The 15,211-nt window shown below is 44.8% G+C and carries 12 protein-coding genes and 1 pseudogene; 12 read left to right on the top strand and 1 reads right to left on the bottom strand.

Going from position 1 to position 15,211, the window contains the following annotated elements; genetic code table 11:
- Positions 1 to 59 precede the first annotated feature (59 nt).
- Positions 60 to 4,695: pseudogene (locus G5B60_RS06655) on the top strand (glycoside hydrolase family 70 protein).
- A gap of 86 nt (positions 4,696 to 4,781) precedes the next feature.
- Here the strand turns inward: G5B60_RS06655 and G5B60_RS06650 are convergent.
- Positions 4,782 to 4,958, bottom strand: a complete 177-nt coding sequence (locus G5B60_RS06650) for a DUF3042 family protein (RefSeq protein WP_115269045.1) — start codon at positions 4,956 to 4,958, stop codon at positions 4,782 to 4,784.
- A 120-nt stretch (positions 4,959 to 5,078) separates the two neighbouring features.
- Here G5B60_RS06650 and miaA point away from each other — a divergent pair, with 120 nt between their 5' ends.
- The 11 genes from miaA to G5B60_RS06595 all read left to right on the top strand — a co-directional run bounded on the left by miaA (position 5,079) and on the right by G5B60_RS06595 (position 15,187).
- Positions 5,079 to 5,984: a tRNA (adenosine(37)-N6)-dimethylallyltransferase MiaA gene (gene miaA, locus G5B60_RS06645; protein WP_164683314.1), complete on the top strand. Its 906-nt coding sequence runs from the start codon at positions 5,079 to 5,081 to the stop codon at positions 5,982 to 5,984.
- Between the two features lie 46 nt (positions 5,985 to 6,030).
- Positions 6,031 to 7,269 carry a GTPase HflX gene (gene hflX / locus G5B60_RS06640; RefSeq protein WP_164683313.1) on the top strand — a complete coding sequence of 413 codons (1,239 nt, stop codon included), beginning with the start codon at positions 6,031 to 6,033 and terminating at the stop codon, positions 7,267 to 7,269.
- Positions 7,262 to 7,906, top strand: a complete 645-nt coding sequence (locus G5B60_RS06635; protein WP_164683312.1) for a cystathionine beta-lyase — start codon at positions 7,262 to 7,264, stop codon at positions 7,904 to 7,906. Before hflX ends, G5B60_RS06635 begins: the two co-directional genes overlap by 8 nt.
- A gap of 1 nt (position 7,907) precedes the next feature.
- Positions 7,908 to 8,837, top strand: a complete 930-nt coding sequence (gene rnz, locus G5B60_RS06630) for a ribonuclease Z (protein ID WP_164683311.1) — start codon at positions 7,908 to 7,910, stop codon at positions 8,835 to 8,837.
- Entirely contained in the window at positions 8,837 to 9,601 is a 765-nt protein-coding gene (locus G5B60_RS06625) for an SDR family NAD(P)-dependent oxidoreductase (RefSeq protein WP_164683310.1), read from the top strand. The genes rnz and G5B60_RS06625 overlap by 1 nt, the downstream gene beginning before the upstream one ends.
- On the top strand, positions 9,598 to 11,817 hold the full coding sequence (gene recJ / locus G5B60_RS06620; RefSeq protein WP_164683309.1) for a single-stranded-DNA-specific exonuclease RecJ: 2,220 nt from the start codon (positions 9,598 to 9,600) through the stop codon (positions 11,815 to 11,817). The genes G5B60_RS06625 and recJ overlap by 4 nt, the downstream gene beginning before the upstream one ends.
- On the top strand, positions 11,814 to 12,392 hold the full coding sequence (locus tag G5B60_RS06615) for a sugar O-acetyltransferase (RefSeq protein WP_164683308.1): 579 nt from the start codon (positions 11,814 to 11,816) through the stop codon (positions 12,390 to 12,392). The genes recJ and G5B60_RS06615 overlap by 4 nt, the downstream gene beginning before the upstream one ends.
- Positions 12,393 to 12,465: 73 nt before the next feature.
- Complete coding sequence (locus tag G5B60_RS11790; protein WP_421038389.1) at positions 12,466 to 12,624, top strand: hypothetical protein; 159 nt, start codon at positions 12,466 to 12,468, stop codon at positions 12,622 to 12,624.
- A 299-nt stretch (positions 12,625 to 12,923) separates the two neighbouring features.
- Positions 12,924 to 13,436 carry an adenine phosphoribosyltransferase gene (locus tag G5B60_RS06605; RefSeq protein ID WP_115269065.1) on the top strand — a complete coding sequence of 171 codons (513 nt, stop codon included), beginning with the start codon at positions 12,924 to 12,926 and terminating at the stop codon, positions 13,434 to 13,436.
- Positions 13,437 to 13,543: 107 nt separating this feature from the next.
- Positions 13,544 to 14,488, top strand: coding sequence for a homoserine O-acetyltransferase MetA (metA, locus tag G5B60_RS06600; RefSeq protein ID WP_164683307.1), 945 nt, complete (start codon positions 13,544 to 13,546; stop codon positions 14,486 to 14,488).
- A gap of 9 nt (positions 14,489 to 14,497) precedes the next feature.
- Entirely contained in the window at positions 14,498 to 15,187 is a 690-nt protein-coding gene (locus tag G5B60_RS06595; protein ID WP_164683306.1) for a DnaD domain-containing protein, read from the top strand.
- Positions 15,188 to 15,211: the final 24 nt, after the last annotated feature.

Genomic DNA, 15,211 nt, shown 5'->3' with positions numbered 1-15,211 from the left:
AGAATTGTTGAGACCGCATTAGGAAAGCATAAGCTTTCTAAGGAAAAGGAGAACTAATTATGGAGACCAAAATGCGTTATAAGCGACGTAAGGTCAAAAAGCACTGGGTAACAGTTGCAATTGCCGCTACTGCACTTATGTTGGGAGGCGCTGTTAGCACACAAGCAAGTGCTGATAGTGTTGTGAGTGAGCAAGTAGCAAGCACGACTGCTGAGCAAAAAGTAGATGAAACAACAGCTTCATCTACAAGTGAAGAAGCCGCTTCTAGTCAAGAGGAAGCGACTGAAGAAAGCTCTTCTGACACAAATGTCACAGACACGCAAGAGGTGACGACGACACAAGAAGTCACAACAGAGTCTTCTCAAAGTGATAGTGACAGTCAGACAGAAGCAGAAGCGTCTACTAGTCAAGAAGAGAACACAAATGCTCAGACGGAGTCGTTGACTGCTCAAGAAACTGCTGTTTCAAAAACCTCAGCACCAGGTATTCAGACGATTGATGGTAAGACTTATTATATCGCCGAAGATGGTACTTATAAAACCAATTTTGTCGTTGAATCTGAAGATGGCAAGCTGCTTTATTTTGGTAAGGATGGCGTTCTTGAAAATAGTACGGAAACTTGGTTTAGCAGCGAAGGTTTGACCAGTCTCAATGATACTTTTAGTGAAAATAACGCTTTTGCCCAGTTAGATGAAAAAGGAGTCGAGCTGGTTGATGGGTATTTGACAGCCAATACTTGGTATCGTCCAAAGAAAATTCTCTCAAATGGAGAACAGTGGTTACCATCACGTCAGACGGATGTCCGTCCTTTATTGATGGCATGGTGGCCTGATAAGCAAACACAACTAGCTTATGTCAATTACATGGCGGCAGAAGGTTTTGGTGATATTGTCCAAGCGACAGCCAGCCAAGAAGAGCTCAATAAAGCGGCTCAAGATATTCAAAAAGCCATTGAAAAGAAAATTTACGTGAATGGTACGGCTTGGCTACGTGAGACGATTTCAACATTTGTAGCGACACAACCTAACTGGAATAGCCAAACAGAAGGATAACACAGCTGGAAAAAATCAAGACCACTTGCAAGGTGGGGCTCTGACCTTTATCAATAGTGATAAGACACCAGAAGCCAATTCTGACTATCGTTTGTTTAATGAAACGATTACCAAGGTAACTCGTGATAGAGATTTGGATAGCGAACTTGGTGCTAAAGCAGTTGATGAATTGTTAGAAAAGTACAATAATTTAGAAACAGATGGCTATGAATTGCTTCTTGCTAATGACATTGATAATTCTAATCCCGTTGTTCAAGCAGAGCAATTAAACTGGCTACACTTTATCATGAACTTCGGTGAGATTGTAGCAGGTGATGCCAGCGCTAACTTTGACGGTGTTCGTGTTGATGCGGTTGACAATGTCAATGCTGATTTGTTGCAAATCGCTTCTGACTACTTCAAGGCTAAGTATGGTGTTGCTGATAGCGAAGCCAACGCTATCAATCATCTCTCTATTTTAGAAGCTTGGTCTGAAAACGACCCTTACTACAATGAGGCTATGTCAGGTGCTCAACTGCCAATTGACAATAAAAATCGTCTGTCTCTCCTTTACTCACTCATGCGTCCTGTCGAAGGAGATGAGAGCAGAACGCCATCACTGGCACCAATCATCACAAACAGCTACAATAACCGTAGTTCAGACATTGACCCAACAACTGGCAAGGCTTATAAAGATGGCAAACGCATGGCGAACTATGTGTTTGTACGAGCACACGATTCAGAGGTTCAAACAGTTATTGCTAAGATTATCAATAAAGAGCTGGGACGTACAGATACAGACGGTTTGACCAATATCACGCTTGATGAAATCAAAGAAGCCTTCAAGATTTACAATGAAGATATGAATCAAGCGGATAAGAAGTACACTCAGTTCAATGTGCCTGCGGCTTATGCGCTCATGTTGACCAATAAAGATGCCATTACACGTGTTTACTATGGTGACATGTACACAGATGATGGGCAATACATGGCTAAAAAATCGCCTTACTATGATTCTATTGAGACCTTGCTAAAAGGGCGTATCAAGTATGTTTCTGGTGGTCAAGACATGAAACTTCATTACCCAGCAGGAGCTAATGAAAGCCTCAATAATGCAGGAAAAACAGCTTATGACAGAACGGAGCTCTTGACATCTGTACGCTATGGTAAAGGCGCTGATACAGCAGAAGACTCGGGAACAGAGGAGACACGTTATTCAGGTATATTGACCATTGTATCCAACAACCCTAAACTAGAACTTTATCAAGGCGATGATAGTTTTGCTAATACCATAACGGTCAATATGGGAGCTGCGCACAAGAATCAAGCCTATCGTCCACTCCTTTTGGGAACTGAAAATGGCATTCTTCAGTTTGCTAGTGACCAAGAAGCTAGTGCTTATATCAAATACACGGACGATAATGGCAATCTGACCTTCTCACCGAGTGAGATTAAAGGCTATGCTACCGTTGATATGAATGGTTACTTGGCTGTTTGGGTACCAGTTGGCGCCAGTGATACGCAGGATGTTCGTGTAGCAGCATCAACTGAAAAAAATAGTTCAAATCTGGTCTATGAAAGCTCAGCTGCGCTTGATTCACAAGTTATCTATGAAGGTTTTTCTAACTTCCAAGACTTTGTTGAAAACGACGCTCAGTACACCAACAAACTCATTGCTCAAAATGCAGACTTGTTCAAGTCTTGGGGAATTACTTCCTTTGAGATGGCGCCCCAATATGTCGCTAGTGAAGATGGAAGTTTCCTTGACGCTATCATCGGAAACGGCTACGCCTTTGAAGATCGCTATGATATTGCTATGAGTAAAAACAACAAGTATGGTTCTTTCAATGACTTGCTAGATGCCGTTCGTTCTCTTCACGCTGCTGGTATCCAAGTGATTGCTGACTGGGTGCCTGATCAGATTTATAATCTTCCTAGTGAGCAGATTGTCACAGCTAACCGTACCGATAGTTATGGGAACTACCGTAGTGGCGCTGTTATCAAAGAATTGCTCTATGCTGCCAAGACACGCACTAATGGCGATGATTATCAAGCGGTTTATGGCGGAGCTTTCTTAGAAGAGCTTGCGGAGAAATACCCTAGCATTTTTGAGCGTGTCCAAGTATCTAGTGGTCAAAAAATAGACCCAACAGTTGCCATTAAGCAATGGGAAGCTAAATACTTCAATGGAACCAATATTTTGGGACGTGGGGCTTATTATGTACTAAAAGATTGGGGCTCAAACGATTACTTTAGAGTGGATGAAACCACCGTTATCCTACCAAAACAATTGCTAGGGCAAGAAGCCGTGACAGGATTTGCCAAGGACGACACGGGTTACTATTATTATTCTACAAGTGGGTCTCGTGCCAAGTCTGTCTTTATCCAAGATGAAAACGGCAACTGGTACTATTTCGATGAGAATGGCTACATGGTGACAGGTGCTTACCAGATAGGTGATGATTTCTATCGTTTCTTGCCAAATGGAGTTCAATTGCGTGACGCTTTTGTCATGGACGCTAGTGGCAATTACTATTACTACAGCAAGTTAGGTGCACAGTACCGCAACGACTATTATCTCTTTGGCAGCGACTGGCGTTATTTTGATGCTAATGGTGTGATGGCACGAGGTATTGTTTCTATTAACGGTAGCAAACAATATTTTGATGCGGATGGTTTCCAACAAAAGGATATTGCCATTCGTGATGCTGATGGTAATCTTTATTACTTCGAGGCAGGTTCTGGAAATGCTGTGGCAAATCGTTGGTTTGAAATCGAAAAAGGTAGTGGTCAGTTTGCTTATGCTGGCAGCGACGGCAAGGCGGTTGTAGGCAGTCAGGTTATTGATGGCAAGTCTTACTACTTCCAAGCAGACGGCACACAAGTCAAAGGAGACTTTGTGACCAACAGCGATGGCAGCCAGTCTTACTATGACGCCGACTCAGGAGAATTGTACGTTTCCCGTTTCTTCCAAGTAGGCGATAGCTGGTATTATGCCGACAGCACAGGTCATGTAGTGACGGGTTCTCAAACTATCAACGGTCAACGCTTGTACTTTGCTACAGACGGCAAGCAAGTTAAAGGTGCCTTTGTGACCAACAGCGATGGCAGCCAGTCATACTACGACGCTGACTCAGGAGAATTGTATGTTTCTCGTTTCTTCCAAGTAGGTGACAGCTGGTACTATGCCGACAGTACAGGTCATGTGGTGACGGGTTCTCAAACTATCAACGGTCAACGCTTGTACTTTGCTACAGACGGCAAGCAAGTCAAAGGCGCCTTTGTGACCAACAGTGATGGTAGCCAGTCTTACTACGATGCTGATTCAGGAGAACTGTATGTTTCTCGCTTCTTCCAAGTAGGTGACAGCTGGTACTATGCCGACAGTACAGGTCATGTAGTGACGGGTTCTCAAACTATCAACGGTCAACGCTTGTACTTCGCTACAGACGGTAAGCAGGTCAAAGGCGACTTTGTGACTAACGGCGATGGCAGCCAGTCTTACTATGACGCTGACTCAGGAGAGCTGTATGTTTCTCGCTTCTTCCAAGTAGGAAACACTTGGTACTATGCTAACAGGGCTGGACGAGTGGTTAAGCTTAGCGCTTCAACGAGAACAGAGCTTTCACTTAAAAAAAAAGACACTGTAGACACTATCGGATAAAGACTGTCAGAGTCCGATATATCAAAGTTATCTGGATGTAACAAAAAAACCGCTGCAACAGCGGTTTTTTACTATGACAATTAAGATTAGCGAGCAATGCGTTTGCGGGCTGCTTTTTTACGGTTTTCTTCGATAAAGGCAGCTTTTTCTTCTTCAGGCTCGATGATTGTCTTTTTGACAGCATAGACAGCTCCTGCAACAGTAGCAGCAGTAGCAGCGACACCTGTAACAACACCTTTAGCAAATGCAAATTTTTTAGCCATAATCATTCTCCTTTTGGTTATTCGTTATTGAAAGGTCTCCCTCTCAGCTTCTGTGTTATAATATATAGTAACCTATGCTTGTGAAAATAGCAAGTAAAAAACGAAAAAAGGATGGAAGTCATGTCCCAAAAATTAATTTGTGTGGTAGGACCGACAGCTGTCGGCAAAACGGCGCTAGGTGTGGAGCTGGCACAGATATTTGACGGTGAGATTATCAGCGGAGATAGCCAGCAGGTATATAAGCGACTAGATATCGGAACGGCAAAGGCAAGTCAGGCTGAGCAGGCGGCAGCTCGTCATCATTTGATTGATGTTAGAGAGGTGTTTGAGACTTACTCTGCTTTTGACTTTGTCAAGGAAGCAAGACAGGCGGTTGGTGAGATTGCTGAGCGTGGTCATGTGCCCATTATTGTCGGAGGGACTGGTTTATACTTGCAGAGCCTTCTTGAGGGCTATCACTTGGGCGGACAGGTTGACCAAGAGGCGGTTCTTGCTTACCGAGCAGAGTTAGAAGGATTGTCAGACGCTCTTTTAGAAAAAGAGCTGAGTGCTTATGGGCTTTCTATGCCTTTGTCTAACCGTAGGCGTGCCATACGGGCTTTGGAGTTGGCTCGTTTTGGAAATGACATGGAAAATCAAATGCCAGATTATGACGTTCTTATCATTGGGCTAAACGATGAGCGTGAAAAGCTTTACCAGCGTATCAATGCCCGTGTTGACCAAATGGTCAAGGAGGGTCTGCTTGATGAAGCTAAGTGGCTCTATGAGACTTATCCTGATGTGCAGGCTAGCCGTGCGATTGGCTACAAAGAGCTCTTTCCTTACTTTGCAGGCGGGGTGAGTCTTGATGTGGCGCTTGATAAGCTCAAGCAAAACACCCGTCGCTTTGCCAAGCGCCAGCTGACTTGGTTTCGTAATCGCATGGCGGTGGAATTTTATAATATCAGTGACAGCAAGAGTCATGACGCTATCATAGAGGCTGTGCGTGATTTTTTAGAAAGTCAAGAGCAAAGCAAACGTAAATAGCTGAAATATGCTATAATGAAAGTTACGCAATAAAGGAGGTGAGGCGATGTTTGAGACGCAAAAAGAAGAGGAGCGTGTGCTGCTCCTTGGAGTGACACTCCCAGAGCAAGAAAACAGCGACATGTCCATGGCTGAGCTAGAAAGCCTTGCAAAAACAGCTGGGGCACAGGTCATCGACAGTTTTATCCAAAACCGTGAGCGCTATGACAGCAAAACCTTCATCGGCTCAGGAAAATTACAAGAAGTTGCCCAAATTGTTGACAGCGAAGAAATCGATACTGTCATTGTCAACAATCGCTTGACGCCACGGCAAAATACCAACCTAGAGCAGGCGCTGGGAGTTAAGGTTATTGACCGCATGCAGTTGATTTTGGATATTTTTGCCATGCGTGCTCGTAGTCATGAGGGAAAACTGCAGGTGCACCTAGCGCAGCTCAAGTATATGCTGCCCAGACTGGTGGGGCAGGGTGTTATGCTCAGTCGTCAAGCCGGTGGTATCGGCAGTCGTGGTCCTGGTGAGAGCCAGCTGGAGCTTAATCGCCGCTCCATTCGCCAGCAAATCACAGATATTGAGCGCCAGCTCAAGCAAGTGGCTAAAAATCGAGCTACCAGTCGTGAAAAACGCTTGGACGACAGTACTTTTAAGATTGGCTTGATTGGCTACACCAATGCTGGCAAGTCTACTATCATGAACGCTCTAACGGACAATAAACAATACGAAGCCGATGAGCTTTTTGCTACACTAGACGCTACGACAAAACAGGTCTATCTAGCTGAACATTTCCAAGCAACGCTGACCGACACGGTTGGTTTTATTCAGGATTTACCGACGGAGCTGGTCGCAGCCTTTAAGTCCACGCTAGAAGAGAGCAGGCATGTGGATTTGTTGCTCCACGTCATTGACGCCAGTGACCCCAACCATGCGGAGCAGGAAAAGGTTGTCCTAGATCTCCTTGATGAGCTGGGCATGTCAAACATCCCTCGCCTTGCTATTTACAATAAAATGGATAAGGTAGAGAGCTTGACAGCAACCACGTTTCCCAATATCCGCTTGTCCGCTAAGGATAAAGACAGCAAGCAAGCTTTGCGCCGTTTGATTGTTGACCAAATCCGTGAGCAGTTTGAGCCTTTCACTATTAAGGTCAATTCAAGCGAACTCTACAAGCTCTATCAACTGCAAAAGGTGGCGCTACTAGAGCCATTTGACGGCACACAAGACATAGAAGAAGTTTCAGGTTACATTTCCCCTAAAAATAAATGGAGGTTAGACACGTTTTATGACTGATTATATCGACTTGGCGCTGCGCTATGGCGGCTTTACAAGCCTTGATAAGGTCTATCTGACCAATTGCCTAAAAAACTTATCAGACGCTGATAAGCTTACTTTTATCACCCCTCCGCCTAGTGTAATTAACGCTTACTTTGCTGAGATTTACCAAAAGCAATCGCCAAAGGCAGCGACGGACTATTATTTTGACTTGTCACAGGCACTCAAGCTCTTTGTGAGTCAGCCTAATTTTGAAGAAGCAAAACCTTTTGTACGTTTGAATTTATCTGGGAAGTCCTACGGTTTTGCCTATGTCTCAGAAAGAGAGCTGGCGCAGGTTTTCTCCGAAAACTCTGAGCACATCTCGACTGCTGTGCTACTTGAGCTTGCGCAGATTTTCCCGCATTATGTAGTGTATGTGAAAGACGACGCTATCATGATGGAAGCGCTAGATTTTTCTGAAAATGTCCTAGCGGATGAAACGCCAGAGGACAGTCTTTTAGGGCAAGTGCTGCGCTTAGAAGATGATGTGATAAAAATCACAAGCTTTAACCATGAAGAGCTTTTAGACTTGGCAAAAGCCTACAGCGGACAGCGTTATTACCAATCAGACGGCAAACAAGCCACCCTCTACATCAAGGACAGAAAGGACTAATATGGAAATCCAATTTTTAGGAACAGGAGCAGGACAGCCCTCTAAGGCGCGCAATGTCTCAAGCTTGGTGCTCAAACTCCAAGACGAAATCAATGAAATCTGGATGTTTGATTGTGGCGAAGGGACGCAACATCAGATTTTAGAAACGACCATTAAACCACGCAAGGTGCGCAAGATTTTTATCACTCACATGCACGGTGACCATATCTTTGGACTGCCTGGCTTCTTGTCTAGCCGAGCCTTTCAGGCAAATGAAGAGCAGACCGACCTTGACATCTACGGTCCAGCGGGGATTAAAAACTATGTCCTCACTAGTCTTCGTCAGTCGGGCTCAAGACTGCCTTACCACATTCATTTTCATGAGTTGACTCAAGACAGCTTGGGTAAGGTTTTGGAGACGGATAAATTCACTGTCTATGCTGAGGCGCTTGACCACACTATTTTTTGCATTGGCTACCGTGTCATGCAAAAAGATTTGGAAGGAACGCTGGATGCGGAAGCGCTAAAAGCGGCAGGTGTGCCTTTTGGTCCTTTATTTGGCAAGGTTAAAAATGGCGAAAACGTGACGCTAGAGGATGGGCGTGAGATTATCGCAAAAGACTATATTTCCGAGCCTCGTAAGGGCAAGGTGATTACCATTTTAGGCGATACTAGAAAGACCAATGCTAGCGTGCGGTTGGGTCTGGGAGCGGATGTGCTCGTCCACGAGTCTACTTATGGCAAGGGTGATGAGAAAATCGCAAGAGCACATGGGCACTCGACAGCTACTCAAGCTGCTGAAGTGGCTAAGGAAGCGTTCGCCAAGCGTTTGCTGTTAAATCATGTCAGTGCACGCTTTTTAGGGCGAGACTGCAGGCAGCTAGAAGCGGACGCTAGAGAGATTTTCCCTGAGACACGCATCGTTCGAGATTTAGAGGAGTTTACAATCTAATGGCAGAGCGAGTAATACTGATAACAGGAGCCAGTGGCGGCTTAGCGCAGGCAATTGTTGAAAAACTCCCTAGCAGTGACCAGCTCATCCTGCTTGGGCGTGATGAGAAAAAACTGGAAAAACTCTACGGCAAGCGGGCCAAAACAGCGCTTTATAGCTGCGACATCACAGATGAAAAAGAGGTTGAAGAGCTAGTCGAGCAACTCTATCAGCGCTTTGGTCGCATTGATATTCTCATCAATAACGCTGGCTTTGGCTCTTTTAAAACCTACGAAAACTACACCGACGCTGAGATTCGGGATATGTTTGCGGTCAATACCTTTGCGGTCATGCTCTTTTCTCGCCTTGTCGGTGAGAAGATGGCACAGGCTGGTCATGGGCATATTGTCAACATCGCTAGTATGGCGGGGTTGATGGCAACGAGCAAGGCTTCGGTCTATGCGGCAAGCAAGTTTGCGGTCATCGGTTTTTCAAATAGCTTGCGCCTAGAGCTAGCGGACAAAAAAGTTTACGTGACCACGGTCAACCCAGGTCCTATCAGCACAGGCTTTTTTGACACAGCAGACCCATCGGGCAATTACCTCAAAAGTGTTGGGCGCTTTACACTGAGCCCAGAGCAGGTGGCAGACAAAATCATAGCGAACCTTGGTAAAAACAAGCGTGAAATTAACCTGCCACCGCTTTTAAACGCCGCTCACAAAGCCTACACGCTCTTTCCTAAAACAGCTGACTTTTTAAGCAGAAAGGTCTTTAATTTCAAATGATTTCAGCAACATACGAGTGGGCATTTGACCCGAAAACGCCTGATGAGGCTTTTTTAGAGCTGGCAAAAGCGCACAAGCTTGATGAGACGACGAGTCAGTTTCTCTACAATCGTGGCATTGATAGTGAGGAGAAGCTGACTGACTTTTTGACCCTTGACATCTCAAAGCTGCATGACCCTTATCTCCTGCATGATATGGACAAGGCAGTGAGTCGCCTGCGTATGGCTATTGAAAATGGCGAGCAGATCCTCATCTACGGAGACTATGACGCTGACGGGATGACATCAGCCTCTATCGCCAAAGAAGCACTTGAAATGCTAGGTGCCGAGGTTCAGGTCTATTTGCCCAATCGCTTTACAGATGGCTACGGTCCCAATCAAAGTGTCTACAAGTATTTCATTGAGCAACAGGCTATCTCGCTCATCTTAACGGTTGATAATGGCGTTGCTGGGCACGAAGCGATTGCTTACGCTATGGAGCAGGGTGTGGATGTGATTGTCACAGACCACCATAGCTTGCCAGAAGAATTGCCAGAAGCTTATGCCATCGTGCACCCTGAACATCCAGAAGGAAACTATCCTTTTTCCTATCTAGCAGGGTGCGGTGTTGCCTTTAAGCTGGCTTGCGCTCTTTTAGAGACAGTACCAATGGAGCTTCTAGACCTTGTTGCCATTGGGACAATTGCGGATATGGTCAGCCTGACAGATGAAAATCGCCAGTTGGTGGCAATGGGCTTGCAGGTCTTAAAAACTACCGAGCGCATGGGCTTACAAGAGCTCCTCAGACAGTCCTCTGTCCGCCCAGAGGAGGTTGATGAGGAGACGATTGGTTTTCAAATTGCACCGCAACTCAATGCCCTTGGACGCCTTGATGACCCTAACCCTGCCATTGAGCTGTTAACGGGCTTTGACGACGAGGAAGCGGCTGACATTGCCAAGATGATTGGCGCTAAAAACGAAGAGCGTAAAGCGCTCGTGCAGACCATCTACAATGAAGCTATGGATATGGTGGACTTGACAAAACCAGTGCAGGTCCTAGCAAAAGAGGGCTGGCACCCAGGTGTTTTGGGCATTGTCGCAGGGCGTATTTTAGAGAAAATCGCGCAGCCAGTTATTGTCTTGACCATTGACGATGGCAAGGCTAAGGGAAGCGCTAGAAGCGTTGAGGCGCTGGATATTTTTGCGGCGCTTGATGGGCATCGTGAGCTTTTTGTTGCCTTTGGCGGGCATAGCGGAGCTGCCGGCATGACTCTAGAAGTGGACAAGCTATCAGCTCTTGAGGAGATGCTTATCCGCTACATTTCGGACAATCATCTGGATATGTCTCGAAAGAAAGCCCTGCAGCTGGACGCTGAGTTGCGTTTTGAGTCGCTTAATCTCGAGCTTATCCGAGACATCAACACCTTGGCACCTTTTGGTATGGACAATCCAAAGCCTGTCTTTTGGCTAAAGGACATCACGGTTGAGCAAGCCAGAACTATGGGGCAAGACAATGCCCACCTAAAACTCAAGCTCTCGCAAGACGGTGTGTCTTATGACTTGGTTGCCTTTCATCAAGGCAGTCGCCTGCTTGATTTTCAGCAGGCACAGCACTTAGAGCTAGCTGTGACACTGGCTATCAATGAATGGAATGGTAAGACCACTCTTCAGCTCATGCTGGTCGACGCTCGTGTCAATGGCTTGCAGCTCATTGATTGTAGGGCAAAGACAGCGATGATTCCAGAGGGCGTGCCAGATATTTTTGAGCAGCCAGAGAGCAGTCTGGTTGCAGTTGAGGCAGTGCCAGAGCGTGAGGAGGATTTACGCCAGCTCTTTAGAAGCCATGCGTTTGAGGCGGTTTATTTTAAAAATGCTATCGCAAAACCTTACTACCTGACAGGATTTGGTACACATGAGCAATTTGCTAAGCTCTATAAGACCATTTATCAATTTCCAGAGTTTGACGTGCGCTATAAGCTGGGTGAGCTCAGCCATTACCTTAAAATCCAAGACATCTTACTCATCAAAATGATTCAAATCTTTGAAGAGTTGCAGTTTGTCAACATTACAGACGGCGTGATGACGGTCAATAAAGACGCCCAAAAACGTGAGATTTCAGAGAGCACCATCTACCAAGACTTGAAAAAACAGGTCGCCTTTCAAGAGTTGATGGCGCTTGCAACGCCAAGAGAGATTTACGACTATTTCACACATGACAAGGAGGACGAAAACCTATGACCATGTCTGAACTTGAAAAACTAGAAGCAGGACTGCCTTATCGCTTTACAGATGAGGCGGTCAATGAACGTAAACTCCAGGCTGTTGTGGGCTGTCAAAAACTCAACAGCATTAGCGTTTTAGAGACTAGCGAACGCCACAAGGCGATTGTGGACTTGCTTGGCTCAGCGGGGAAAAATCCGCAGATTTTGTCGATTTTTAACTGTGACTACGGCAAAAATATCCATGTCGGAGATGACTTTTTAATCAACTATAACGGTGTGATTTTGGACATTGCCCCTGTGACCATCGGCAACAATGTCATGATTGGACCAAACACCTTGATTACTACCGTTGGGCACCCTTTGTCGCCTGCTGGGCGCAGGGAAAAGCTGGGCATTGCAGAGCCTATCACTATTGGTAATGACGTCTGGATTGGTGGTAACGTTACGATTTTACCAGGAGTGACTATTGGAGACAATGTCGTTGTCGCAGCAGGAGCAGTTGTTACCAAAGACATCCCTTCTAACTACGTCGTCGGTGGCATTCCAGCAAAAGTCATCAAGGACATTCCAAATGATGTTGATAGGAGTTAAAGCAGTTACCGGCATTTAGTCTAATGTCATAAAAGAAAAGAGTAAAATGGTTCATTTTTGAGAGGAGGTTGCCATGGCGATTTCTCATACAAAGGTTACTCTTTTATGTCCAGTAGAAAAAGTATGGAATAAAGTAACAGATTTAACAAATTTTGCTTGGAGAAGTGACTTAGCAAATATAAAAATCATCGAAAGGAGCTTGGATAGGGAAGTTTTATGCGCATGGAGATAGAACAACACTCGATTTTACCGAAAATATAGTGTCTAAAAAACTCCTGTTGAAACCTTTTGTCAGGTCATATCTGCGAAAACAACAGAAATTGTACATCAAAGATTTAAAGCAAGCGCTCCATTGTGAAGAAGCAAGCTCTGTTTAGAAAACAGACATCGATGATAAATGTGCTAAGGCTGAACTCTCTCATTTCTATTTTGAAAAATCTGAGCACCTGTAACTTTCCATGTACGAATACTCAAAGTTATGATATAATAGACTGTAAAAAATATTTTGGTAAAAGCCTAGAAAGTAAGGAAATGGATTTAAAAAATTACATTGCCTCTATTAAAGACTATCCTCAAAAAGGGATTGTATTTCGTGATATCAGCCCATTGATGGCTGATGGTAATGCTTACAGTTATGCTGTACGTGAAATTGTGCAATACGCAACGGACAAAGAAATCGATATGATTGTCGGTCCTGAAGCCCGTGGTTTTATCATTGGCTGTCCTGTTGCCTATGAGCTTGGTGTCGGTTTTGCACCGGTGCGTAAGCCTGGTAAGCTCCCACGTGAGGTTATCTCAGCTGACTACGAAAAAGAGTACGGTGTTGACACGCTCACTATGCACGCTGATGCTATCAAACCTGGTCAACGTGTGCTTATCGTTGACGATTTGCTTGCAACTGGTGGTACTGTCAAAGCAACCATTGAGATGATTGAGCGCTTGGGTGGCGTTGTTGCAGGTTGTGCCTTTTTGATTGAGCTTGATGACCTTAAAGGACGTGAAGCTATCGGTGATTACGACTACAAAGTCTTAATGCACTACTAATCATATAGTTTATAACTATATCTAACTAAAGAAAATATATAATTGAAACCTATATCTCCATGTTCTATAATAGAGGATAACGATATTATAGAAGTGGAGATGTTTTCATGCCAATCAAAATTGATAATGCACTGCCAGCTCTAGATATTTTACGTTCTGAGAATGTTTTCATGATGGACGATAAGCGTGCCAATCACCAAGACATTCGTCCGCTTGAGGTCTTGATTGTCAACCTCATGCCTACAAAAGAAGCGACCGAAACCCAGCTTTTGCGCCTCTTAGCCAATACCCCTTTACAGATCAATATTGATTTGCTCTACATGTCCTCGCACACCTCAAAAAACACCAAGGCAGAGCACTTGGAGACTTTTTATAAGACCTTTGAGGACATCAAGAACCGCTATTATGACGGCATGATTATCACAGGAGCACCTGTTGAGACCTTGGCTTTTGAGGAAGTGGATTATTGGCAGGAGCTGTGCCAGCTTCTCAAGTGGAGTAAGAAACATGTCTTTTCCACACTTCATCTCTGCTGGGGAGCGCAGGCTGGTTTGTATTACAATTACGGCATTGACAAGGTTTTAATGCCTCAAAAACTGTCTGGTATCTATCGTCAGGACGTTTTAGACCATCTCAATCCTTTAATGAGAGGGTTTGATGATAGCTTTAAGTCGCCACACTCCAGATATACTGAGGTGACCAAAGAGAGCTTAGAAGATTTAGCTCAACTGGACATTTTAGCAGCAGGAGAGGAAGTTGGCTTGTCCATTTTGGCGACAAAGGATTTGCGGGAAGTCTACAGTTTTGGGCATTTGGAGTATGACCGTGATACGCTAGAAAAAGAGTATCAGCGTGACCTCAAAGCTGGAAAACATCCGCAAGTGCCTAAGCACTATTTTCTAGATGATGACCCGACCAAAAGACCACAGATGTGCTGGAATCTGCCTGCTGCGACTTTCTTTAGTAATTGGATTAACTATGCGGTTTATCAAGAAACCCCTTATCGTTTAGAAGAGCTAAACGATGATTACACTTACTATGCCTGTTTGTAGAGAGGATTTATGAGTTATTTAGAGTACTTTCGTCATGGTAATCTTGTCTTACCGAGTGATTTATTGTTTCACTATAGTGAACTCTTTACCTCAAGCGAGGAGTTTTTGGTTTGGCAATTTTTCTTTTTGCAAAATACAACCAAGCTCGATGATTTAGCACCGAGTCAGATTGCTAGCGCCCTTGGCAAGTCCTTGAGCGATGTCAATCGCATGATTAGTAACCTTACTAGTCAAGGGCTGCTAGACACTAAGACCATTGATATGGCGGGCGAGATTGAGGTGATTTTTGACGCTAGTCCAGCGCTTGACAAGCTAGACGCCCTCACAAAAAAGGACACAGTAGCAGAGGAGAGCCTGCCTCAAACACCTAGCAATGCCTTTAAAGATTTGGTTAGTGACTTTGAGCGTGAGCTCGGGCGTTTCTTGAGTCCCTTTGAGATTGAGGAATTGCAAAAGACCATTGACGAGGACAATACAGAGCCTGAGGTTATTCGCTTGGCGCTTCGTGAGGCTGTTCTCAATGGAAAAACCAACTTCAAATACATCAACGCTATTCTGCGCAATTGGCGACATGACAATCTCAGAACTGCCCGCCAAGTCAAGGAGCGCTTGAATGAGCGTGAAAATAAGCAGACAAAGGAAGTGCCCATCTCAGACGACTTTTTATCTGCTATTAACAATCTTTGGATGGATGATTAAAAAGCATTTGGAGTTTTCCAAATG

The organism is Streptococcus hyointestinalis, from assembly GCF_011039275.1.
In the GTDB taxonomy this organism is placed as follows: domain Bacteria; phylum Bacillota; class Bacilli; order Lactobacillales; family Streptococcaceae; genus Streptococcus; species Streptococcus hyointestinalis_A.
Note: the sequence above shows the minus strand (reverse complement) of the source record. Positions and strands in the feature narration are given on the sequence as shown.

Bases quoted from the DNA above. Each gene is read 5' to 3' on its own strand.
- G5B60_RS06595 (WP_164683306.1), top strand. From the start codon at position 14,498: ATGAGTTATTTAGAGTACTTTCGTCATGGTAATCTTGTCTTACCGAGT.
- rnz (WP_164683311.1), top strand. From the start codon at position 7,908: ATGGAAATCCAATTTTTAGGAACAGGAGCAGGACAGCCCTCTAAGGCG.
- metA (WP_164683307.1), top strand. From the start codon at position 13,544: ATGCCAATCAAAATTGATAATGCACTGCCAGCTCTAGATATTTTACGT.
- G5B60_RS06635 (WP_164683312.1), top strand. From the start codon at position 7,262: ATGACTGATTATATCGACTTGGCGCTGCGCTATGGCGGCTTTACAAGC.
- recJ (WP_164683309.1), top strand. From the start codon at position 9,598: ATGATTTCAGCAACATACGAGTGGGCATTTGACCCGAAAACGCCTGAT.
- hflX (WP_164683313.1), top strand. From the start codon at position 6,031: ATGTTTGAGACGCAAAAAGAAGAGGAGCGTGTGCTGCTCCTTGGAGTG.
- G5B60_RS06605 (WP_115269065.1), top strand. From the start codon at position 12,924: ATGGATTTAAAAAATTACATTGCCTCTATTAAAGACTATCCTCAAAAA.
- G5B60_RS11790 (WP_421038389.1), top strand. From the start codon at position 12,466: ATGGCGATTTCTCATACAAAGGTTACTCTTTTATGTCCAGTAGAAAAA.
- G5B60_RS06650 (WP_115269045.1), bottom strand. From the start codon at position 4,958: ATGGCTAAAAAATTTGCATTTGCTAAAGGTGTTGTTACAGGTGTCGCT.
- G5B60_RS06625 (WP_164683310.1), top strand. From the start codon at position 8,837: ATGGCAGAGCGAGTAATACTGATAACAGGAGCCAGTGGCGGCTTAGCG.
- G5B60_RS06615 (WP_164683308.1), top strand. From the start codon at position 11,814: ATGACCATGTCTGAACTTGAAAAACTAGAAGCAGGACTGCCTTATCGC.
- miaA (WP_164683314.1), top strand. From the start codon at position 5,079: ATGTCCCAAAAATTAATTTGTGTGGTAGGACCGACAGCTGTCGGCAAA.